A 20,384-nucleotide genomic window follows, 5' to 3' on the forward strand; every position below is an offset into this window, starting at 1 on the left:
ACTACCCCGCGGCCGCTCCGATGCCGCGCGAACGCCCGCGATCCGTGTCATCCGGCGCTTCATGACGACATGTCCCGTCCGTCGGACAGATGTCCGCACATCTGTTCTTGACATCTGTTCAGCGCGATCTAGTGTTGTCCTGTAATTCGGATCACAGAGCTGTGAGGGGACACCATGTCGGAAGACACCACGACCACCCAGGGCGCCGAGACCATGCAGGCGGTCGTCGTGCACGGTCCCGAGGACTACCGCATGGAGACCCGGCCCAAGCCGACTCCGCAGGAGGATGAGCTGCTCGTGCGCATGGAGGCCGTCGGCGTGTGCGCCAGCGACCTGAAGTGCTACCACGGCGCCGCCAAGTTCTGGGGCGACGCCAACCGCCCGGCCTGGGCGCAGACCGGCGTGACCCCGGGCCACGAGCTGGTCGGCGAGGTCGTCGGCGGCGGCACGGAGGGCCTGGGCAAGCACGGCGTGGAGGTCGGGGACCGCATCGTCCTCGAGCAGATCGTCCCGTGCGGCAAGTGCCGCTACTGCCAGCGCGGCGAGTACTGGATGTGCGGCCCGCACGACATGTTCGGCTTCCGCAACTTCGACGGCGGCATGGCCGAGTTCATGCTCGTCCCGCCGCAGGCCCGCGTGCACCGGATCTCCAAGGATGTCGCCCCGCAGCACGCCGCGTTCGCCGAGCCGCTGGCCTGCTCGCTGCACGCCGTGGAGCGCGCGGGCATCACGTTCGAGGACGTCGTCGTGATCGCCGGCTGCGGCCCCATCGGCCTGGGCGCGATCGCCGGCGCGGTGGCCAAGTCCCCGCTGACCGTGATCGCCCTGGACATGGACGACCAGAAGCTCGATCTGGCCAAGGCCTGCGGCGCGGACCTCACGATCAACATCGGCCGCGAGGACGCGGTCGCCAAGGTCAAGGAGCTCACCGAGGGCTACGGCGCCGATGTCTACATCGAGTGCACCGGGCACCCGTCGGCCGTGAGCCAGGGGCTGAACCTGCTGCGCAAGCTCGGAACGTTCGTGGAGTACTCGGTCTTCGGCTCGGACGTCACGGTCGACTGGTCGATCATCTCCGATGACAAGGAGCTCGACGTCCGCGGCGCCCACCTGGGCCCCCACACCTGGCCGGCCGCGATCAAGATGATCGAGTCGGGCAAGCTCCCGCTGGATCGCATCTGCACGGATCAGTTCCCGCTCGAGAAGTACCAGGACGCCCTGGATCTGGTGGGGGACTCCGGTGGAGCCTCCGTCAAGGTCTCGATCGTCCACGGCTGATACGCCGAGCACCTCACCACCTCTGCCTGTCGGCGGCCGCGACTGCCCGCGGCCGCCGACCCGGATGAAAGCAAGCACATGACTCAGACCGCGACAGCGACCGACTCCCCGGTGACGGAGACCCGCCTCGACCGCATGGGCATCCCGAACTCCATCAAGTGGGGCTTCCTGGCCGTCCTGATCTTCATGACCGGCAACGGCGTGGAGTCCAACTTCATCTCCCCGCACCTGGCCCGGGCCGTGGGCGACGAGAACCTCGCCGCCACGGTCATCTCGATCTACGGCATCTCCGTGCTGGTCGGCTCCTACCTCTCCGGTGCCCTCTCCGATCTCTTCGGCCCCAAGCGGGTCATGCTGCTGGGCTTCCTGGTGTGGATCGTGTTCGAGGCGGCCTTCCTGCTCTCGATCCAGCTCGACAGCACGGTGCTGATCGCACTGTCGTACTTCTTCCGCGGCTTCGGCTTCCCGCTGTTCGCGTTCTCGTTCCTGGTGTGGATCAACCACGTCACTCCGCGAGCGCGCAACGCCACGGCCGTGGGCTGGTTCTACGTGATGTTCACCGGAGGCATGCCGACCCTGGGCTCCCTGGTGGCCATCCTCGCCATCTCGGGCTTCGGCGGCGGCAACGGCGGCGAGACTGGTGCCATGATCGTCTCCTCGCTGCTCGTGCTCGCCGGCTTCCTGATCGCCTGGTTCGGCGTCCGCGAGCCCCGCGGCCTGCAGCGCCTGGCTCCGGCCGGGGAGTCCGCCGGAACCGTGATCCTGGGCGGTCTGCGCGTCATGGTGCTCGAGCCGCGCATCTTCGCCGGCTTCTGCGTCCGCCTGATCAACACCGCCCCGCAGTTCGGCATGTTCGTGATCCTGCCGGCCGTGATGGTCGACGATCTCGGCTGGAGCCAGAACCAGTGGCTGCTGATGACCACGATCGTGTTCGCCGGCAACATCTCCTTCAACGCACTGTTCGGCTACATCGGCGATCAGTGGGGCTGGATCCGCACCGTGCGCTGGTTCGGCATCGTCGGATCGGCCCTGGGCCTGCTGGCCTGGTGGTACGTCCCGCACATGGTCGAGCCCGGCTCCACGTACGGCTACTGGCTGACCGTGATCGCTGGCACCGTGTTCGGCATCCTGCTCGCGGGCTTCGTGCCCATGGGCGCGGTCATGCCGAACCTCACGCCCCAGCACAAGGGCGCGGCGATGGCCATGTACACGACGGCCGCCGGTGGCGCGGCCTTCCTGGGCTCGCTCGTGGTCGCGGTCGTGCGTCCGTGGGGCGGTGACGCCGGCGTGGTGTGGGCCTTCGTGGTCCTCTACGGCGTGGCCTTCGCACTGACCCGCGTGCTCAAGGTGCCGCAGGTCCGCGGCGAGGCCCACTGAGCCGAAGCGCCCGCCGGGGCCTGTCTCGGCGGGCGCTGCCCGCGCACCTCGCGGGATCCAGTCACGAGGACGGCCGCGCCCCTCGCATATTCCGAAGACCACATACATTCAGTCGACCGATCCGCCGCGGATCGAGAAGGACCGATCATGACCACGATCTTCAACGACCCGGCCGAGTTCTGCGACGATCAGCTCGACGGCTTCGTGGACCTGTACTCCGACCGCCTGCGCAAGGTGGCCGGCGGCGTCGTGCGGCTGCCGCAGGGCGAGCCCGAGGTGGCAGTGATCGTCGGCGGCGGCTCCGGGCACTACCCGGCCTTCGCGGGGCTCGTCGGCCCCGGCTTCGCGGCCGGTGCGGTGGTCGGCAACATCTTCACCTCGCCTTCGGCCGCTCAGGTCTACTCGGTGGCCAAGGCCGCCCACCGCGGCCGCGGCGTGATCCTGACCTTCGGCAACTACGCCGGGGACAACATGAACTTCGGGATCGCGGCCAAGCGGCTCAACGACGAGGGCATCGACACCCGCATCGTGGTGGTGACCGATGACATCGCCTCCGCCGAGGAGATCGACAAGCGCCGCGGCATCGCGGGTGACTTCACGGTCTTCCGCGCCATGGGGGCGGCTGCCGCCGAGGGTCTCGATCTCGATGAGGTCGAGCGCATCGGCAGCAGTGCGAATGCGCGCACCCGCAGCCTGGGCGTGGCCTTCTCCGGGTGCACCATGCCCGGAGCGGATGAGCCGCTGTTCTCCGTGCCTGAGGGCCACCTGGGCCTGGGCCTGGGCATCCACGGCGAGCCCGGCATCCGCGACGTCGAGCTGCCCACCGCCGACGGTCTGGCGGAGATGCTCGTGACCCCGCTGCTCGAGGACGTCCCGCAGGACAGGGGCTCGCGCGTGGGCGTGATCGTCAACGGGCTGGGCACCACCAAGTACGAGGAGCTGTTCCTGCTGTGGAGCCGCATCGCCCCCCGGCTGCGTGAAGCCGGGCTGGAGATCGTCGATCCCGAGGTCGGTGAGCTCGTCACGAGCCTGGACATGGGCGGCGCGTCGCTGACCCTGTTCTGGCTGGACGAGGAGCTCGAGCGCCTGTGGACCTCGGATGCCTACACCCCGGCCTACCGCAAGCAGGCGGCGCCGCTGCAGGGCATGAGCTCCGCGGAGGAGGCCGCCGACGCCGAGGAGAGGGAGCAGGCCCCGGAGTCCTCGGAGGCAGGGCGTCGGGCCGCCGGCGTCGTCCAGGCCGCCACTGTGCGGATCGAGCAGCTGCTGCGGGACAACGAGCAGCGCCTGGGCGAGATCGACGCCGTGGCCGGAGACGGCGATCACGGCCGCGGCATGGTCAAGGGCATCTCCGCGGCGCGCAGGGCCGTGGACGCGGCAGCCGCCGAGGGGGGAGCCTCCTGGACGCTGCGCCGCGGAGGCCAGGCCTGGGCCGAGTACGCCGGCGGCACGTCGGGCGTGCTGTGGGGCGCGGCCCTGGAGTCCGCGGGCCGCGAGATCGACGATGCCGCCGACGGGTACTCCGAGGACGACGTCCGCCGGGCCGTGCGCTCGTTCGCCGAGTCCATCCAGCAGCTCGGCGGGGCCCATCGCGGGGACAAGACCCTCCTGGATGCGCTGCTGCCGTTCGTCGACGCCCTGTGCGAGGAGCACGCGGAGCTTCCCCTGCAGGAGGCTTGGACCAAGGCGGCCGTCACGGCGCAGGAGCAGGCGGAGGCCACAGCCGAGCTGCGGCCCAAGGTGGGCCGCGCCCGCCCGCTGGCGGAGAAGTCGGTGGGGACCCCGGACGCCGGGGCCACCTCCATGGGCCTGATCCTGGTCTCGCTGGGGGAGACCCTGGGCCAGACGGATGCGCCCGCCGCGAACTGACAGGGATTCCGGCTCGGACCGGTTGTGCCGCGCGCACGATCCGTCCGAGCCTGGAGCTGAAACCAGACGAAGCGCCGGGGCGGGTGCCCCGGCAGAAGGAGGAAGACATGGCTGATCAGGGACTGCGCATCGTCGTCGGCGGGGATGACGCCGGCTACAGCTACAAGACCGCGCTGAAGAAGGATCTGGAGGCGGATCCGCGTGTGGCCGAGGTCATCGACGTCGGCGTCGGCGACGACGAGCACACCGCCTACCCGCACGTGGCCGTCGACGCCGCGCGCAAGGTGGCCGCCGGCGAGGCCGACCGCGCGCTGCTGATCTGCGGCACCGGACTGGGCGTGGCGATCTCCGCCAACAAGGTTCCGGGCATCCGCGCCGTGACCGCGCACGACTCGTTCTCGGTGGAGCGCTCGGTGCTGTCCAACAACGCGCAGGTGCTGTGCATGGGCGAGCGCGTGATCGGACTTGAGCTGGCTCGTCGCCTGGCCAGGGAGTGGCTGGGCTACACGTTCGATGAGTCCAGCGCCTCGGCCGAGAAGGTCGCCGCCCTGAGCGAGTACGAGAAGGAAGCGACCGGTCTGCAGGAGGACGCATGAGCCGCCTGAGCGCCGACTTCAGCGGCGAGGTCGTGGCGGTCACCGGCGCCGCCAACGGGCTCGGACTGGCCTCCGCGCAGTGGTTCGCCGCCGCCGGGGCGACCGTGGTGGGCATCGACCGCGATGAGCGCCTGATCGATGTCATGACGGGGCTCGGCGAGGGCCATCACGCGGTCGTCGCAGATCTGCTCGAGGACGGCGTGGCCGACCGGGTGATCGCCGACGTCGTGGATGCGGCCGGCGGCCTCGACGTCCTGGTGAACTCGGCCGGCGTCGCCCTGCTGGATCCGGCCCTGGAGCTCTCGGACGAGAAGTGGGACACCACGATCGCCCTGAACCTCTCGGCCGTGTTCCGCCTCAGCCGCGCCGCCGGGCGCGTCATGTGCGAGAAGGGCCATGGGCGCGTGGTGAGCATCGCCTCCCAGGGTGCGCTCGTGGGCCTGGAGCGCCACGCCGCCTACGCCGCCTCGAAGGCGGGGCTGCTGGGGCTGACCAAGGTGCTGGCCGCCGAGTGGGCTGCCAGTGGCGTCACCGTGAACACGGTCTCGCCCACGGTCGTGGCCACGGAGCTGGGCAAGAAGGCCTGGGCCGGGCCGGTCGGCGACGAGATGCGCGCCGCCATCCCCGCCGGGCGCTTCGCGGAGCCGGAGGAGATCGCCGCGGCGATCGGATACCTGGCCAGCGACGACGCGGCCATGGTCACCGGCGAGAACCTGGTCATCGACGGCGGGTACACCTCCGTCTGACTCACCCCCACCCCCACCCCGCCGAGTGGATTCCCAGTTGCGCTGTTGAGGCTCTCAACGCAACTGGGGATCCACTCGGCGGAGTCGTGCGGGCTCAGGTGAGGGTCGTGAGAGCCACCAGGCTGACGAGCGCGTTGTTGGTCGCATGCACGATCAGCGGCGCCCACAGGTTCCCGAACCACAGCCGAGCGAGCACCAGCGGTATCCCGAGGAAGAAGATGTAGAGCATCACCGCCGGCACCGCATGGGCCGCTGCGAACACGACCACCACGAGCGCCGCGGCCAGCCCGACGGGCATGTGCGAGGCCATCCAGTCCAGCAGGACCCGGCGGAACACGATCTCCTCGAGCAGGGGCAGCACCACTGCGGCCAGGAGCAGCATCGGCACTCCCAGCAGGGGGCCTGCCTCCAGCGTCTGCAGACTCGTCGTGCTCTGGGCCGGGGAGGCGCCCAGGGCGGAGCCTGCGATGGCCGTGGCGATCAGCGCGGCGATGATGCCGACCGGGGTGAACCAGAGCAGGTGCAGCAGGCTGTGGCGTCCGCGGTGGAAGCCCAGATCGCGCACGCTCCATCCCATCCGCCCCAGAAGGCCCAGGCGCAGCAGCCCGAACCCGGCCAGCGCGCCTCCCATCATCACGCCGACGGCGGTGGCCGTCCCCGAGCGCAGCAGGAAGCCGAGGGCGATGCCGCCGATGACCGCTCCCGCCAGGCTCCCGACGAACGCCGCAATGGCCCAGAGCAGATGCGCCATCTGCGGCGTCGGGTGCAAGCGGGCGCCCGGGTGAGGTTCGGCAGGAGTGTGCGGGGCCGCTGAGGCGTCCGGTGCTGTGGTGGTGTGCATGGCTCCACGCTAGGAATGTCGACGTCCCCGGGTCGCCCTCCCCGCGCACGATCCGCCTCACCCTGGAGGACGATTCCCCTCTCATCCTCCCGCCGAGACAGTCCTCCTCCCGCCGAGTGGATACCCAGTTGCGCTATCGGCCCTCTCAGCGCAATTCAGCATCCACTCGGCGGGTGGGGGGAGGGGCGGCCTTCGCAGGCGGCGACGAGCTGCGGAAGGACCCGGGAGAGGACCTCGTCGTCGGTGCGGGCGAAGCCCACCACGATGCCGCCGCCGCCCCTGCCACCTGCACCGCCCCTGATGTCGCCGGCGACTTCACCGTCGCTGCCGCCATGGATGCCGCAGTCGCTGCGGTCCGCGCAGTCGACGTCGCTGGCCTCGCTCGGCAGAGGCGAAGCAGCGCTCCAGTAGGCGGAGCGGCGTCCCACCAGCAGCCCGGCATCGCGGCAGCGGCCCACGACGGCGGCCTCCTCGTCGTCGGTCGTGATCACGACGTCCACACCGCCGTGCATGGGCGCCAGTCGGGCTCGGCGCGTCTCGGCGAAGGCCGCCCGGATCCGGTCGCGGCGCCGGGCGTAGACCGAGCGCATCCGCCGCGTGTGCCGGCGCAGGTAGCCGGAGTCGAGAAGGTGCGCGATCGCGGCCTGCGTCAGCGCGGAGACCGGCACGCCGAGCTGGCGGCGCCGCTCCAGCACCGGATCGAGCCACGGGTCGGGCAGCACGAGGTAGCCGGTGGCCAAGGCGGGGCTGAGCAGAGCGGAGAACGTGCCGAGCAGGGCCACGGATGCGCCGGTGGGATCGAGCGCGGACAGCGTGGGCAGCGGGGCGCCCACGTAGCGCAGCTCGGAGTCGAAGTCGTCCTCGACGATCAGCACGTCATGGCGCTGCGCCCACTCGAGCAGCTCCAGCCGTCGCTGCAGGCTCAGGGATCCGCCCAGGGGGTACTGATGGCTGGGGGTCACGATCAGGACGTCGGGGGCGTCGTCTCCTGCGGGCAGGAGATCCACCCGCAGCCCGTCGTCGTCGACCGGGCAGGCGACGCGCTCGTGCCCCAGCGCCTCCACAGCCGCGCGCAGGGTCGGGTAGCCGGGCGTCTCGACCCCCACCCGCAGACGGGCGCGGCCGGAGCGGGCCGACAGCGTCCCCAGCAGCAGGCTCAGGCCCTCGCGGGCGCCGGCGGTGATCACGAGCCGGTCGGGGCTCGCAGGCAGGGCGCGCATCAGGCGCAGGTGCTCGGCCGAGGCGCGGCGCAGGACGCCCTGCCCCGCAGGATCGGGGCGGACGGGCAGCGGCTGACCGGCTGCATGGCGCCAGGCCGCCCGCCATGCCGGGCCCTCCACGCGGCTGGTGTCCGGCTGACCGGGGCGCAGGTCCAGGAGGTGCTCCTCGCGGACCGGCAGTCCGTCCACCGCATCGTCCGCGACGGGCGCGGGGTGGGGAATCGGCCCCTCGCCGAACCCAGAAGTCCTGGGGGCGGGGCCGAACGACGACGGCGACCCCGGCGATGGCGAGGGAGCCGACCCGGGCAGGGAGGCCGGCGTCGACGGGTGGATCCGCTCGAGCCCGGGATGCACCGTGGTGGGCCGGCCCTGCTCGGCCCGCAGGTATCCCTCGCCGATCAGCTGGTCGTAGGCGGACACGACCGTGCCGCGCGAGACCCCGAGCCGGGATGCCAGCAGGCGCGTGGATGGCAGCGCGTCGCCGGGAGCGAGGGCTCGAGAGGCGACCTGCGAGCGGATGCCGTCGGCCAGCTGGACGGGCAGCGAGAGGGCCCCGGAGCGCTCCAGCACCACGGTCAGCTCGACGGAGGAACGTGCAGTCATGAGCAGAGTCTGCCGCACTGGTCCATTGGAAGCAGCGAGAAGTGGATCTTGTGGCGGACCAGTGCCTCGCGCGACGATGCTCGGCATGACTGAGAACACCACTGCCGCCACCGGATCGCCCCTCGTCAAGCGAGGCCTGGCCGAGATGCTCAAGGGCGGCGTCATCATGGACGTCGTCACCCCGGAGCAGGCCCGCATCGCCGAGGACGCCGGCGCCGTGGCCGTCATGGCGCTCGAGCGCGTGCCGGCCGACATCCGCGCCCAGGGCGGCGTGGCCCGCATGTCCGACCCGGATCTGATCGACGGCATCATCGAGACCGTCTCGATCCCGGTCATGGCCAAGGCCCGCATCGGCCACTTCGTGGAGGCCCAGGTCCTGCAGTCGCTCGGCGTGGACTACATCGACGAGTCCGAGGTCCTCAGCCCCGCCGACTACGCCCACCACATCGACAAGCACGGCTTCACCGTCCCGTTAGTGTGCGGTGCGACCAACCTGGGCGAGGCGCTGCGCCGCCTGGCCGAGGGCGCGGCCATGATCCGCTCCAAGGGCGAGGCAGGCACCGGCGACGTCTCCGAGGCCACCAAGCACATCCGCACCATCCGCAAGCAGATCGCGGACCTCCAGGCGACCTTCCGCTCCAACCCCGACGAGCTGTTCGTGGCCGCCAAGGAGCTGCAGGCCCCCTACGACATCGTCCGCGAGGTCGCCGAGACCGGGAAGCTGCCGGTCGTGCTGTTCACCGCCGGCGGCGTGGCCACCCCTGCCGATGCCGCGATGATGATGCAGCTCGGCGCCGACGGCGTGTTCGTGGGCTCCGGCATCTTCAAGTCCGGCAACCCGGCTGAGCGCGCGGCGGCGATCGTCAAGGCCACGGCCCAGTACGACGACCCCGCCGCGATCGCCGCGGCCTCCCGCGGCCTGGGCGAGGCCATGGTGGGGCTCAACGTCGGCGACCTGCCCGCTCCGCACCGCCTGGCCGAGCGCGGCTGGTGAGCCCAGAGGCTCCCGCGGCCTCGGCGCCGAGCCGCCGGGGAGGCCCCGGGGACGACGCGCGCGGCGACAGTGCCCGGGCAGGCACTGCCCGGGGCCGCAGCGGCGGCGCCGACGCCCGCACCGCGCGCATCGGCGTCCTGGCCCTGCAGGGCGGGGTCGCCGAGCACGTGCGCATGCTCGAGGGCCTGGGCGCCCAGGCGGTGCCGATCCGCTCCTCGGCGGCCCTGGAGCAGCCTCTCGACGGGATCGTGCTGCCCGGCGGGGAGTCCTCGACCATGGACCGTCTGCTGCGCCGCTTCGGCATGAGGGACCGCCTGGCGCAGCTGCTCCAGGACGGCCTCCCCGTCCTGGGCACCTGCGCCGGGCTGATCCTGCTGGCCGACGAGATCGTGGATCCGGCGCCGGGGCAGACCAGCCTGGCCTCGCTGGGGATCCGGGTGCGCCGCAATGCGTTCGGGCGCCAGGTCGACTCGACCGCCGAGACCCTGCAGACCTCGCTCGGCCCGGTGGCGGGGGCCTTCATCCGGGCACCGGAGGTGCTCGAGGTCGGCGAGGGCATCCAGGTCCTCGCCCGCCGCGGCACCGCTCCCGACGGCGACGGCCCGATCGTTGCGGTCGGCACGGACACGGCGCTGGGGCTGTCCTTCCACCCCGAGCTCACCGGCGATGACACGTTCCACCGCGAGCTGCTGCGCATGCTCCGGGCCCGCGTCGACGCCTGAGGGCCCCTCCGGCCGCGAACCGCAGGCCGACGACCGACGCCCCCGCCTCGAGCGGAAGCTCGTGCGGGGCCGTCGTCGTGCGGGCGGCCCGGTGCGGGCGCTGCCGGGGGCCGAGGGTCAGGCGGCCGGCAGGTCCGGGAACTCGGCGATGACGTCCGCGTTGCGCAGCTTGCCGTGCGAGGTGGACAGGCTGCGCTCGAGCTCGCGGGAATCGGAGCAGGCCTTCTTCCACCCGCTGCCCGCCACTCGCAGGACGTAGGGCAGGGTCGCGTTGGTCAGCGCCGCGGTGGAGGTGGCCGGCACGGCGCCGGGCATGTTGGCGACGCAGTAGAAGATCGCGGGTCCGACCTGGAAGGTGGGGTCGTCGTGGGTGGTGGCGTGCGTGTCCTCGAAGCAGCCGCCCTGGTCCACGGCGATGTCCACGAGCACGGCGCCCTTCTTCATCTTCAGGACCATCTCGTGGGTGACGACGTTCGGGGCCTTGCGGCCCGGGATCAGCACCGCGCCGACCACCAGATCGGCCTTGAGCACGCAGTTCTCGACCTCGTAGGGGGTCGAGACGACCGTGCGCACGCGGTTGCCGTAGAGGTCGTCCATGGCGCGCAGAGCCTCGATCGAGGTGTCCAGCACGGTGACGTCGGCGCCCATGCCGACCAGCTGGTGCACCGCATTGCGACCGGCTTGGCCGGCCCCGATGACGGTGGCCTGCGCCGGGCGCACACCGGGGACCCCGGCCAGCAGCAGGCCGCGGCCGCCGTGGGAGGCCAGCAGCGCGTTCGCGCCGACGGTGGCGGCCATGCGGCCGGCGACTTCGGACATGGGCGCGAGCAGCGGCAGCGCGCCGCGGTCGCTCTGCACGGACTCGTAGGCCAGCGACGTGGTGCCGGAGTCCAGCAGCGCCTGGGTCAGCTCGCGGCTGGCGGCCAGATGCAGGTACGTGAACAGCGTGAGGTCATCGCGCAGGAAGCCGTACTCGGAGGGGATCGGCTCCTTGACCTTCAGCACGAGCTCCGCCGCCCAGGTCTCCTCGACGGGCACGAGGACGGCGCCGGCGTCGGTGTACTCCTGGTCCGGGATGCTGGAGCCGATCCCGGCGCCCTCCTGGACGCGGACCTCGTGGCCGTGGCCCACCAGCTGATGGACGCCGGCCGGGGTGAGGGCCACACGGCCCTCCTGCGGCTTGGTCTCTGTGGGGACTCCGATGATCATGTCCGCTCCTCGAGGTCAGGACACCGTCGACCTCGTCGTCGACGGCGCGTTCGGGGACGCCGGTCCGCGCCCCCGGGGCGTGCCGGGCCGGCTGGACTCAGCTCAGCTCGTCTGCGAGCCGATGCAGCGTGGCCTCGATCTTCTCCTTCTCGACGACCGGGAACCCCTTGGCCTGGCGGGTCTGCTCCGAGGTCTGGGACCAGTCGCAGTAGTTGACCACCTCGGTCGCGTCCTCGGGGGTCGAGCGCAGGATCCAGCCCCATGCCCAGCCCTGCGGCTCCTGGCCCTCGTCGGCCACGAGCCACTCCAGGCGATGCTCGAGGTCGTAGCGGGTGACGTGGTTCTCCGTGCGGTACTGCGTGGTGCCGTCCGTCCAGAGCATCTCCATCACGAAGACCTGCCCCACGTGCTCGAGCGGCTCCTGGCCGACGGCGGCGCGCACCATCTGCGAGCCGTCGATGCGAGCGTGGTTGGCGGGGTCGCGCAGGAAGCTCCACACCGTCTCGATGGGGGCATCGATCGCGGCCTGGAGGGCGATGCCGTCCTCGGCGTGCAGATCCTGGATCGTCGATTCGCTCATGGTCCCATTGTGGCGCTCGCCACCGACAGTCTTCAATGAAGCGGGAGCCGGTTGCCGCCGGGGACCGCGAGCGGCACGACCGCCGCGGGCGGATCCGACGACGGTCCCGCGCAGCTCACCAGTCGTCTCCGACCAGCCGGTCCTCGGCGATCGAGGCGCCGAGCATGAGGGTGCGCATGAACCGCTCGGTGGCCTCGATCAGCAGCTCCTCGCCGTCGCGCACCGCCTCCGCCAGGGACATCGGCACGGGCAGGATGGAGGCGACGGCGTCGATGCCGATCCCGTGCACGGCGTCCGATCCCTGGCCCAAGGTCCCTGCCAGGCCGATGACCGGCACGCCCTGCTCGGAGGCTCGACGGGCGACCTCGGCGGGGACCTTGCCGCGCGGGGTCTGAAAGTCGATCGCCCCCTCGGCCGTGATGACCAGGTCGGCGCCGCGGATCGAGCTGTCCAGGTCGATCCCGGCCAGCCCCGAGTCCAGCAGCGCCTCGAAGCGCGGCACCAGCTCGGCGCCGATGGCCGCCATGCCGGCGCCGAGGCCTCCCGAGGCCCCGGTGCCGGGGCCCAGGGCGAAGTCGCGGTCCCGGGTCCGCTCGAGGCCGTCGCGGCCCAGGATCTCCGCCCAGTTCTCGAACCCGCGCGACATCTGCTCGACCTGCTGCGCCGTGGCGCCCTTCTGCGGGCCGAAGACCCGGGCGACGCCATGGTCGCCGGTCAGCACGTTGTGCGGGTTCAGGGCCAGGACCACGCGCACGCGGCCGGCGCTCAGCGACGGGTGCAGACCGGAGAGGTCCAGGCTCCGGGCCTCCGTGAGCGCCGCGCCCCCGGTGCCGACCGGCTCCCCGTCGGCGTCCAGCACCCGGGCGCCGAGGGCCGTGAGCGCCCCCAGGCCGCCGTCGGAGGTCCCGGAGTCGCCGCAGCCGACGACGATCGTCTGCGACCCGTCCTCCAGGGCCGAGCGGATCAGCTGGCCGACCCCGTGGGTGGTGGTGAGCGTGGGATCCCGGCGATCGTGCGGGACCAGGCGCAGTCCCGCGGCCGAGGCCATCTCCACGACGGCGGTCCCGCGCGCGTCGCCGCCCAGGCGGGCCCAGTGCGCCTCGACCGGCTGACCCACGGGCCCTGTCACCCGCGCGGGGATCAGCTCGCCGCCGGTGGCTGAGGCCAGTGTGCGGGCCGTGCCTTCGCCGCCGTCGGCCACGGGCACGGTGCGCACGCGCACGCCGGGCACGGCGCGGCGGACTCCTGCGCTGATCGCGCGGGCGACCTGATCGGCGTCCAGCGACTCCTTGAAGCCGGAGGGCGCCACCAGGACTCGGCGGACGAAGGCGGTGGAGGGTGCGGCGGTCATATCGGACTCCTCGGTGTTGAAGGGGCGGGTCAGCGGAACAGCGGCAGGCCCATGAGGGGCCAGACCAGGAAGGCGAAGACGAGCACCATCACGGACGAGACCGGGGCCAGCCAGGCGGAGAGCCGCAGGAGGTGCTCGGGGCGGAAGGTCTCGACGTCCTCCACGTCGGAGAACAGGGTCACGGGCTTGGCGGAGCTGGTCAGCGTGTGGCAGAACCCGGCCGCCGCCGTCGAGGCGAACGCCGCGGCGGAGGCATCCACCCCCAGGCCCGGGGCCAGGGCGACCACGATGGGGATCAGCACGGCCGAGCGCGCCGAGCGGGACTGGATGACCAGGTGCGCGGCGGTCGAGAGGACCACGACCAGGACCACGAACGCGATGGGGGCTCCGGGGCCGATCCGCTGGACGGGGCCGAGAGCTCCGGCGGCCAGCCAGTCGGCGGCTCCCGAGTCGACCAGCCCGGTGCCCAGCGTCAGCGTGGCGGCCATGAACACGAGCAGCGACCACGGCACGGACTTCAGCGCCTTGCCCAGGTCCACCGACCCCCATCGGGGGCTCGCGGCCAGCAGCGCGCCCAGCAGGCCGACGATCGCCGGGTGCAGCCCGTGCAGCGGCTCCGAGCACCACAGCACCACCACGACGGCCACGAGCATGGCCGAGCGGGTCTGCGCGGTGGTCAGAGGTCCGGAGATGGGCGAGGCCGAATGCGCCTGCATGTCCTTCAGGCTGATCGAGACGGGCTCGCGCCGGTCCTCCCGCCGGGTGAACAGCCGCAGGATCAGCTCGGTGCACACGTGCGAGGACACCACGGCCAGCGGAAGGCCCAGGATCAGCCACGTGGCCACTCCGAAGCTGCGATGCCCGGCCGCGTCCAGGATCTGGGCGGTGATCAGATGCGCGCCGGCGCCCAGGTAGGAGGCCACCGCCGAGAGCAGGATGACCGACGGGAACAGCAGGGACAGCGCCAGCACCACCCGCCGGTGCGGCGCCAGCACCGCCGCCATGGCCGCGAAGACGGGCAGGGCCAGGGCCGCCCGTCCGGAGGTCGACGGGATCGCGAAGGCCGTGACGACCAGCACCGCCGTGGTGAGGTGGAACAGCGGGCGCAGCCCGGAAGCGCCGGTCACCACGAATGCCGCCACGCGGGTGGCCAGTCCCGAGGCGGTCACCCCGGCGGCGATCACGAAAGCGGTCAGCAACAGCCACACCGTGTCCTCGCCGAGCGAGGAGAAGAGGTCCTCGTCCCCGACCACGCCGGTGGAGACCAGGATCAGCGCAGCGCCCAGCGCCACGTAGGTGTCCTCGAGCGGGGAGAAGATCCACAGCCACACGGCCACGCAGAACACGCACAGGGTCAGGGCGCCGTGGGCCGGCAGCTCATCGCCCAGGACCGAGGCCCGGATCACCACCGTGCACGCGACGAGCATCACGACCGCCAGGATCAGCGCGGCCGGGCGCGGCCTGGGGCGCGAGCGCGCCGGCGCGGGGCGGCCGCTCTGCGGAGGGGTCGAGGCCCAGCGCACGGAGCCCGTCTGCGCGCTCATCGCTCCACCCGCATGGCCTCGGCCACTCGGTCCTGCGCGGCGGAGTCCGTCTCGTCGAGCTCCTGCCGATCGGGCTGGACGAGGGGAAGATCGAGTCCGACCGAGGTGCGCCCGTCGGGCTCGGAGGCCACCCACAGGCTGCCGCCGTGGGCATCGGCCACCGCGCGTGCGACGGCCAGCCCCAGGCCCATGCCGCCCACGTCGGCGGATTCCTCGGTGCTGCTCGAGCCGCCGGAGGCCTCGGACAGCGCGGCCGAGCGGTACTGCTCGATCATGGCCCGGGCCTGCTCGGCGCTCAGCGGCCGACCCGCGTTGGCCACCGACAGGCGCAGGACCCGCCCCTGTGCCGCCGCCGAGACCTCGACGTTCTCGTCGTCCTGCGACTGCGACTGCGACTGCGACTGCGGCTGCGGCTCGGCGAGGGCAGCGCTGAGCTGGATGCGCTCGCCGTCCTCCGTGTGATCGACGGCGTTGCGCGCCAGCTGGCTCATGGCAGCCGACACGGCAGCGGCATCCATCGGTGCGGCGAGATCGGGCGCGTCGTCGAGCTCCCAGCTGCGTCGGGGGAAGCGCTGGGCCAGGTCATGGCGCAGGCGCACCACCAGCGGGGCCGCGGCCGTGGGCCGCATGCGCAGGGCTCCGGGCCGCTGCGCATCGGCGAGCAGGCTCAGATCCGCCAGGCTGCGCTGCATCTCCTGCATGCGGCGCCGGAGGCGGCTCAGCTCGGCGCTCGACAGCCCGTCGGAGCCCTGCGAGCCGGTCTCCAGGTCCCGACGACAGGCCTCCAGGGGGCGGGCGAGATGGCGCTCGACCTCGGCGGCCACGTGCGACTGGCGATCGAAGGAGTCCTCGAGCCGATCGAGCATGCCGTTGACCGCCTGGGCCGTGCTGGAGATGTCGTCGCGGCCCTCGACGGGCACGCGCGGGGAGAGGTCGTGGCCCGAGACCCGCTGGGCCACAGCTGCGATCCGGCGCACCGGCAGAAGGATCTGTCCGGCGGCGAACCACGCGATCAGGGCCGTGAGCGCCAGCCCGCCGGCGGCCACGCCCACGAGCAGCAGGACCTGCTGATCCACGTCGTCGTGGGCCGGGTCCGTGAACTGCAGGACCAGGAAGGCCGATCCGTCCTCGGTGTCCACCCGCCCCCACCGCACGCTGCCGTGCTCGGTGTCCCGAACTCCCGAGGCCGACGGGTCCGCGAGGAGGCTGTCGAGCTCGGCGGTATCCGCGGCCAGCAGCTCGCCGGCGTCGTCGGCGGCATTGTCCAGGTAGGAGACGTCGCCGTCGGCCACCGCGATGAAGGCCTCGTGCGTGGCCGGGGTCTGCCGGGAGAGGTAGCGCTCCATGAGCTCGGCCTCCGAGGCGAAGGGCTGCGCGGTGCGAGGATCCACGCCCTCGTCGACGAACGTGCGGAACTCCTCGACCTCCTGCACGATCCCGGCATCGGCGGCCTGATCCACCTGCCCCTGCAGCAGCGAGCGCATGGTCACCACGACGGCCAGCAGGGCGATGGCGGTGGTCAGCACGATCCAGCCCACGATGCGCCAGCGCGCCGAGACCCGGGATCCGCGCTCCTGAGCGTCCGCGCTCATCGCGTCACCGTCCCGGCCTCGGGGACGTCGTCCTGCTCGCCGTCCGAATCGGTGTCCAGATCGACCTCGTCCGGCCCGTCGTCGTCCTCCGGCTCGAGGTCTGGATCGTCCTCGTCGTCGTGCTCTTCTTCATCGACGGGGGCGGCCGGCCCGGACGTCGGCGCCTGCTGCTGCTCCCGGTCGTCGGCGGGTGCCGGGTCCTCTGTCGCCTCCGGCTCGGTCGTCGGGGCGGGTGCGGAGGCTTCGGGATCGGGCGACGACGGCGCCGTGACCCGGGTGCTCACAGGATCGGAGGGCAGAGTGGGCGGCATCGTGGTCCGCGCCAGCTGCTGCGTCCCCAGCGCGGTCAGCACGGGAACGGCCATGATCAGGACCAGGAGCAGCACACGTCTCAACATGACAGTGAAGTGAACTCCGAACAGATGAAATGCAGATGAGCATCCGGGCCGCGGACGCTCAGCACTCGACCCCAGGAAGACGAGACCGATGACCGATCTGCAGTGCCCCGCTGTGCTCCTGCTCGGAGAGGATCCGCGCGCCGTGCTGGAGGGGAGGGTCCTGGGGCCCGTCGGGCCGGGGGCGGAGATCGTCTGCCTTCCGCAGGGCGAAGACCCGCTGCGCCGGGCTGCCGCCGAGGACGCCCTGGTGGATGAGCTGGTCGACACCCGCCGCGGGGAATCGGTGGTGCTCGAGGCCGCACCGGCGCGGCTGCGCGAGCTGCTGCGCCGCCACGGCTGCACGCCGGAGCTGCCCGCGCGCATCGAGGCCGACTCCGGCGGCTGGCGGCGCACCGAGCCCGCCGGGCAGCCCGCCCCGGAGCGGCAGGATCCGGAGCCGGCCGCCGTGGAGCAGCCGAGCGCCGACCAGCCGAGCGTCGAGCGGCATGTGGCCCTGCCGCTGGCGGAGATGACCGGACTGCAGATGCACGCGATCACGCTGCTGCGCGAGCGCGTCTTCGTGGTGGAGCAGAAGACCACCGAGGTCACGGAGATCGACGAGCTCGATGCCCTGCAGACCACCGTCCACCACTGGCTGGAGATCGACGGCCGCCCCGCCGCAGTCCTGCGCGTCCTGGCCCACGAGGAGGCCATCGCGATCGGCCGGGTGGCCACCGCGCACGAGCACCGCGGGAAGGGCCTGGCCGGGCGGCTGATGCGCCTGGTGCTCCAGGACCTGGCGCCGCTGAATCGCCCCGTCGTGCTGCTGGGCCAGTCGCACCTGGAGCAGTGGTACGAGCGGCTCGGATTCGTCCGCAGCGGAAATGAGGTCCTGGAGGTGGGCATCCCGCACGTGCCCATGACCCTGAGCCGATGACCGAGCTGCTCGCGGCCCGTCCCGTGCCCCCGGCAGATGCCTGGGTGCTCGTGCTGTGCGGGCTCCTCGCCGCAGGGCTGTGCCTTCCGCGACGGACCTGGCGGTGGTTCGGGTTGGTCGTCACGGTCGTGCATGAGCTCGGCCACGCGCTGGCGGGGCTGGTCGTGGGCCGGAGGGTCATGACGATCCGCATCGAGGCCGATCACTCGGGCGTCACGCACTCCTTCGGCACCGGGCCCAGTGCGGCATGGTCGACCTTCTGGGGCTATCCCTTCCCCGCCGTCGTCGGGGCCGTGTGGGCCGCCGCGGTGGGGCTGGGGCACTGGCCGGTGGCCGCCGTCGTGAGCGCGCTGGTGCTGCTGGGCTCCCTGGTGGTGATGCGCGGTGCGCTGTCCTGGGTGGTCACGACCGGATCGGCGGCGCTGCTGCTGGCGCTGGTGTGGGCGGACCTCGCGATCGGGCGCTGGCTGATGCTCGCGGTCGGCACCGCGCTGTGGGTCGGCGCGCTGCGGGTGTGGTGGCTGCTGGCCCGGCGCCACGTCCAGGGCGCCCTGAGCCGACGGGTGCAGCACGAGCACCCGCTGGGGCTGCCCTCGGATGCCGTGGCACTGGCCCGGGCCACCGGCGTCCCGGCCATGCTGTGGCTGCTGGCCTTCCTGGCGGTGATCCTGCTCAGCGCAGCGGGGATCGCGCTGGCCTGGGCCCCGCAGCTGCTGAGCTGAGCGGCTGCAGGCAACTCTGTCTCAGATGTGGCCTGGGTCTCGTCTCAGATGATATTTTCGCCGGGCGGGTCATCGCGGATCCGCACTGCCCACAGGAGGCCCGCATGCCCACCGACACCGTCTCACCCGCTCCCTCGTCCGAGCCCGCGCAGCGCCTTGCCGACGCTTCGCTGCCCGGCACGCAGGCGGAGCTGCCCGCCTACGACCGCTCCGGCCTGAGCACCGGCATCGTCCACATCGGCGTGGGCGGCTTCCACCGCGCTCACCAGGCCGTCGTCATGGACGACCTGCTGGCCCAGGGCGGCCACGACAGCTGGGCGATCACGGGCCTCGGCGCCCTGGCCGGCGACTCCCGCATGCGCGACGCCCTCAACGACCAGGACGGGCTCTACACCCTGGCGGTCAAGCACCCCGACGGCCACCGCGACAACCGCGTGATCGGCTCCATCCGCACCATGGCCGTGGCTCCGGAGGACCCGGCCGGAGCGGTCGAGCTCATGGCGGATCCCGCCACCCGCATCGTCTCGCTGACCATCACCGAGGGCGGCTACAACTTCAACCAGGCTACGGGCCTGTTCGACGAGACCACGCCGGCCGTCGCCCATGATCTCGAGGTCCTGCGCGGCTCCGGCGAGGGCGAGCTGCGTTCGGTCTTCGGCCTGGTCGTGGACGCTGTGCGGGTGCGCCGCGAGCGGGGAACCGCCCCCTTCACCGTCATGTCCTGCGACAACATCCAGGGCAACGGCGACACCGCCGCCCTGCAGTTCGTGGCCTTCGCCGAGCTGGTCGATCCCGAGCTGGCCGCCTGGATCCGCGAGAACGTCCCGTTCCCGAACTCCATGGTCGATCGCATCACCCCGGTCACCACCGACGCCGACCGCGAGAACGTCCTGGCGGACACCGGGCGGGTGGACGCCTGGCCGGTCGTGTGCGAGCCGTTCTTCCAGTGGGTGCTCGAGGACCACTTCGTCCCGGGCCCCGACGGCGCCCCGGGCCGCCCCGCCTTCGAGAAGGCCGGCGTGCAGCTCGTCGAGGACGTCGAGCCCTACGAGCTCATGAAGCTGCGCCTGCTCAACGCCTCCCACCAGGCGCTGTGCTACCCGGGCCGCCTGGCCGGGCTCGAGTACGCGCACGAGGTCTGCTCCGACCCGCTGTACGTGGCCTACCTGCTGGCCTACATGGAGCTCGAGGCCACTCCCACGCTGCGCGAGGTCCCGGGCGTGGACCTGGACGACTACCGCAGGACGCTCATCGAGCGCTTCGCGAACCCGGAGATCCGCGACACCCTGGCCCGCCTGTGCGCCGAGGCCTCGGACCGCATCCCCAAGTGGCTCGTGCCGGTGATCCGCGAGAACCTCGAGGCCGGTCGCCCGGTCGAGCTCTCCGCCACGATCGTGGCCTCCTGGGCGCGCTACGCCGAGGGCGCCGACGAGAACGGCCGTCCGTTCGAGATCGTCGATCCCCGCCGCGACGCCGTGATCGAGGCCGCCTCCCACCACGACGAGGACGAGCTGTCCTTCCTGCGCAACGAGGAGCTCTTCGGGGACCTCGCCCAGCAGGAGGCCTTCACCGAGCCGTACCTGCGCGCCCTGCGCGGCTTCCGCTCGCGCGGCGCCCGCGCGACGCTCGAGGAGGTCCTGGAGATCGTGGGGCGCCCGAACGCCTGATCCGCCGAAGCCGTCGTCCCTGTCCGCGGAAGCCGGCGGGAGGGGCGACGGCGGGACGGGCCGCGAGCACGACGCAGGCCCCCGCACCGAGACGCAGCGAACGCGTCCGGGGCGGCGGCCTGTGCCATGAGCGAGGACATCCGCAGGAGCCGATGCGGC

18 protein-coding genes are annotated in these 20,384 nt (G+C 72.2%); 10 read left to right on the forward strand and 8 right to left on the reverse strand.

Features of this window, described 5'->3' with window-relative positions; genetic code table 11:
• Positions 1 to 174: 174 nt before the first annotated feature.
• From QSJ40_RS09160 to QSJ40_RS09180, 5 genes are all read left to right on the forward strand, one after another.
• A complete protein-coding gene (locus QSJ40_RS09160; protein ID WP_058871542.1) occupies positions 175 to 1,278 on the forward strand; it encodes a zinc-binding dehydrogenase in 1,104 nt (367 codons plus the stop codon).
• Between the two features lie 78 nt (positions 1,279 to 1,356).
• Positions 1,357 to 2,655, forward strand: coding sequence for an RbtT/DalT/CsbX family MFS transporter (locus tag QSJ40_RS09165; RefSeq protein WP_053446722.1), 1,299 nt, complete (start codon positions 1,357 to 1,359; stop codon positions 2,653 to 2,655).
• 147 nt (positions 2,656 to 2,802) lie between these two features.
• On the forward strand, positions 2,803 to 4,524 hold the full coding sequence (locus tag QSJ40_RS09170; protein ID WP_006215620.1) for a dihydroxyacetone kinase family protein: 1,722 nt from the start codon (positions 2,803 to 2,805) through the stop codon (positions 4,522 to 4,524).
• Between the two features lie 107 nt (positions 4,525 to 4,631).
• Complete coding sequence (locus QSJ40_RS09175; protein WP_006215621.1) at positions 4,632 to 5,120, forward strand: ribose-5-phosphate isomerase; 489 nt, start codon at positions 4,632 to 4,634, stop codon at positions 5,118 to 5,120.
• Positions 5,117 to 5,866: a GolD/DthD family dehydrogenase gene (locus tag QSJ40_RS09180; RefSeq protein WP_006215622.1), complete on the forward strand. Its 750-nt coding sequence runs from the start codon at positions 5,117 to 5,119 to the stop codon at positions 5,864 to 5,866. Before QSJ40_RS09175 ends, QSJ40_RS09180 begins: the two co-directional genes overlap by 4 nt.
• 94 nt (positions 5,867 to 5,960) lie before the next feature.
• Here QSJ40_RS09180 and QSJ40_RS09185 read toward each other — a convergent pair whose 3' ends face one another.
• Complete coding sequence (locus QSJ40_RS09185; RefSeq protein WP_082330828.1) at positions 5,961 to 6,707, reverse strand: CPBP family intramembrane glutamic endopeptidase; 747 nt, start codon at positions 6,705 to 6,707, stop codon at positions 5,961 to 5,963.
• 155 nt (positions 6,708 to 6,862) lie between these two features.
• Complete coding sequence (gene pdxR, locus QSJ40_RS09190; RefSeq protein ID WP_285730413.1) at positions 6,863 to 8,530, reverse strand: MocR-like pyridoxine biosynthesis transcription factor PdxR; 1,668 nt, start codon at positions 8,528 to 8,530, stop codon at positions 6,863 to 6,865.
• 85 nt (positions 8,531 to 8,615) lie between these two features.
• Here pdxR and pdxS point away from each other — a divergent pair, with 85 nt between their 5' ends.
• Both pdxS and pdxT read left to right on the forward strand, forming a co-directional pair.
• On the forward strand, positions 8,616 to 9,524 hold the full coding sequence (gene pdxS / locus QSJ40_RS09195) for a pyridoxal 5'-phosphate synthase lyase subunit PdxS (RefSeq protein ID WP_285730415.1): 909 nt from the start codon (positions 8,616 to 8,618) through the stop codon (positions 9,522 to 9,524).
• A complete protein-coding gene (pdxT, locus tag QSJ40_RS09200) occupies positions 9,521 to 10,246 on the forward strand; it encodes a pyridoxal 5'-phosphate synthase glutaminase subunit PdxT (RefSeq protein WP_285730417.1) in 726 nt (241 codons plus the stop codon). Before pdxS ends, pdxT begins: the two co-directional genes overlap by 4 nt.
• 117 nt (positions 10,247 to 10,363) lie before the next feature.
• On the opposite strand, the gene ald is transcribed toward pdxT, so the two are convergent.
• From ald to QSJ40_RS09230, 6 genes are all read right to left on the reverse strand, one after another.
• Positions 10,364 to 11,455, reverse strand: a complete 1,092-nt coding sequence (gene ald / locus QSJ40_RS09205; protein WP_285730420.1) for an alanine dehydrogenase — start codon at positions 11,453 to 11,455, stop codon at positions 10,364 to 10,366.
• Between the two features lie 97 nt (positions 11,456 to 11,552).
• Positions 11,553 to 12,035, reverse strand: a complete 483-nt coding sequence (locus tag QSJ40_RS09210) for an SRPBCC family protein (RefSeq protein WP_285730422.1) — start codon at positions 12,033 to 12,035, stop codon at positions 11,553 to 11,555.
• Positions 12,036 to 12,150: 115 nt separating this feature from the next.
• The gene (locus tag QSJ40_RS09215; protein ID WP_285730424.1) at positions 12,151 to 13,386 is read right to left on the reverse strand and encodes a glycerate kinase; all 1,236 of its coding nucleotides are present in this window, start codon (positions 13,384 to 13,386) and stop codon (positions 12,151 to 12,153) included.
• Between the two features lie 29 nt (positions 13,387 to 13,415).
• The gene (locus tag QSJ40_RS09220) at positions 13,416 to 14,930 is read right to left on the reverse strand and encodes an SLC13 family permease (RefSeq protein ID WP_285730426.1); all 1,515 of its coding nucleotides are present in this window, start codon (positions 14,928 to 14,930) and stop codon (positions 13,416 to 13,418) included.
• Positions 14,927 to 16,522 (reverse strand): ATP-binding protein, encoded by a 1,596-nt coding sequence (locus QSJ40_RS09225; RefSeq protein ID WP_285730428.1) that lies wholly within the window; start codon positions 16,520 to 16,522, stop codon positions 14,927 to 14,929. Before QSJ40_RS09225 ends, QSJ40_RS09220 begins: the two co-directional genes overlap by 4 nt.
• Complete coding sequence (locus QSJ40_RS09230) at positions 16,519 to 16,920, reverse strand: hypothetical protein (protein ID WP_137802875.1); 402 nt, start codon at positions 16,918 to 16,920, stop codon at positions 16,519 to 16,521. Before QSJ40_RS09230 ends, QSJ40_RS09225 begins: the two co-directional genes overlap by 4 nt.
• Before the next feature lie 88 nt (positions 16,921 to 17,008).
• Here QSJ40_RS09230 and QSJ40_RS09235 point away from each other — a divergent pair, with 88 nt between their 5' ends.
• The 3 genes from QSJ40_RS09235 to QSJ40_RS09245 all read left to right on the forward strand — a co-directional run bounded on the left by QSJ40_RS09235 (position 17,009) and on the right by QSJ40_RS09245 (position 20,225).
• Positions 17,009 to 17,836, forward strand: a complete 828-nt coding sequence (locus QSJ40_RS09235; protein WP_285730432.1) for a GNAT family N-acetyltransferase — start codon at positions 17,009 to 17,011, stop codon at positions 17,834 to 17,836.
• On the forward strand, positions 17,833 to 18,558 hold the full coding sequence (locus QSJ40_RS09240) for a M50 family metallopeptidase (RefSeq protein ID WP_058871530.1): 726 nt from the start codon (positions 17,833 to 17,835) through the stop codon (positions 18,556 to 18,558). Before QSJ40_RS09235 ends, QSJ40_RS09240 begins: the two co-directional genes overlap by 4 nt.
• Before the next feature lie 104 nt (positions 18,559 to 18,662).
• On the forward strand, positions 18,663 to 20,225 hold the full coding sequence (locus QSJ40_RS09245; protein ID WP_285730434.1) for a mannitol dehydrogenase family protein: 1,563 nt from the start codon (positions 18,663 to 18,665) through the stop codon (positions 20,223 to 20,225).
• Positions 20,226 to 20,384 lie beyond the last annotated feature (159 nt).

Origin of the sequence: Kocuria sp. NBRC 114282 (assembly GCF_030268385.1) — a bacterium.
Lineage (GTDB): Bacteria > Actinomycetota > Actinomycetes > Actinomycetales > Micrococcaceae > Kocuria > Kocuria palustris.

Excerpts from the sequence above, each read along its gene's own strand:
- QSJ40_RS09175 (WP_006215621.1), top strand. The coding sequence starts at position 4,632 with ATGGCTGATCAGGGACTGCGCATCGTCGTCGGCGGGGATGACGCCGGC.
- QSJ40_RS09210 (WP_285730422.1), bottom strand. The coding sequence starts at position 12,035 with ATGAGCGAATCGACGATCCAGGATCTGCACGCCGAGGACGGCATCGCC.
- QSJ40_RS09180 (WP_006215622.1), top strand. The coding sequence starts at position 5,117 with ATGAGCCGCCTGAGCGCCGACTTCAGCGGCGAGGTCGTGGCGGTCACC.
- QSJ40_RS09185 (WP_082330828.1), bottom strand. The coding sequence starts at position 6,707 with ATGCACACCACCACAGCACCGGACGCCTCAGCGGCCCCGCACACTCCT.
- QSJ40_RS09230 (WP_137802875.1), bottom strand. The coding sequence starts at position 16,920 with ATGTTGAGACGTGTGCTGCTCCTGGTCCTGATCATGGCCGTTCCCGTG.
- QSJ40_RS09160 (WP_058871542.1), top strand. The coding sequence starts at position 175 with ATGTCGGAAGACACCACGACCACCCAGGGCGCCGAGACCATGCAGGCG.
- QSJ40_RS09235 (WP_285730432.1), top strand. The coding sequence starts at position 17,009 with ATGACCGATCTGCAGTGCCCCGCTGTGCTCCTGCTCGGAGAGGATCCG.
- pdxS (WP_285730415.1), top strand. The coding sequence starts at position 8,616 with ATGACTGAGAACACCACTGCCGCCACCGGATCGCCCCTCGTCAAGCGA.
- ald (WP_285730420.1), bottom strand. The coding sequence starts at position 11,455 with ATGATCATCGGAGTCCCCACAGAGACCAAGCCGCAGGAGGGCCGTGTG.
- QSJ40_RS09220 (WP_285730426.1), bottom strand. The coding sequence starts at position 14,930 with ATGAGCGCGCAGACGGGCTCCGTGCGCTGGGCCTCGACCCCTCCGCAG.
- QSJ40_RS09165 (WP_053446722.1), top strand. The coding sequence starts at position 1,357 with ATGACTCAGACCGCGACAGCGACCGACTCCCCGGTGACGGAGACCCGC.
- QSJ40_RS09245 (WP_285730434.1), top strand. The coding sequence starts at position 18,663 with ATGCCCACCGACACCGTCTCACCCGCTCCCTCGTCCGAGCCCGCGCAG.
- QSJ40_RS09215 (WP_285730424.1), bottom strand. The coding sequence starts at position 13,386 with ATGACCGCCGCACCCTCCACCGCCTTCGTCCGCCGAGTCCTGGTGGCG.
- QSJ40_RS09225 (WP_285730428.1), bottom strand. The coding sequence starts at position 16,522 with ATGAGCGCGGACGCTCAGGAGCGCGGATCCCGGGTCTCGGCGCGCTGG.
- QSJ40_RS09170 (WP_006215620.1), top strand. The coding sequence starts at position 2,803 with ATGACCACGATCTTCAACGACCCGGCCGAGTTCTGCGACGATCAGCTC.
- QSJ40_RS09240 (WP_058871530.1), top strand. The coding sequence starts at position 17,833 with ATGACCGAGCTGCTCGCGGCCCGTCCCGTGCCCCCGGCAGATGCCTGG.
- pdxR (WP_285730413.1), bottom strand. The coding sequence starts at position 8,530 with ATGACTGCACGTTCCTCCGTCGAGCTGACCGTGGTGCTGGAGCGCTCC.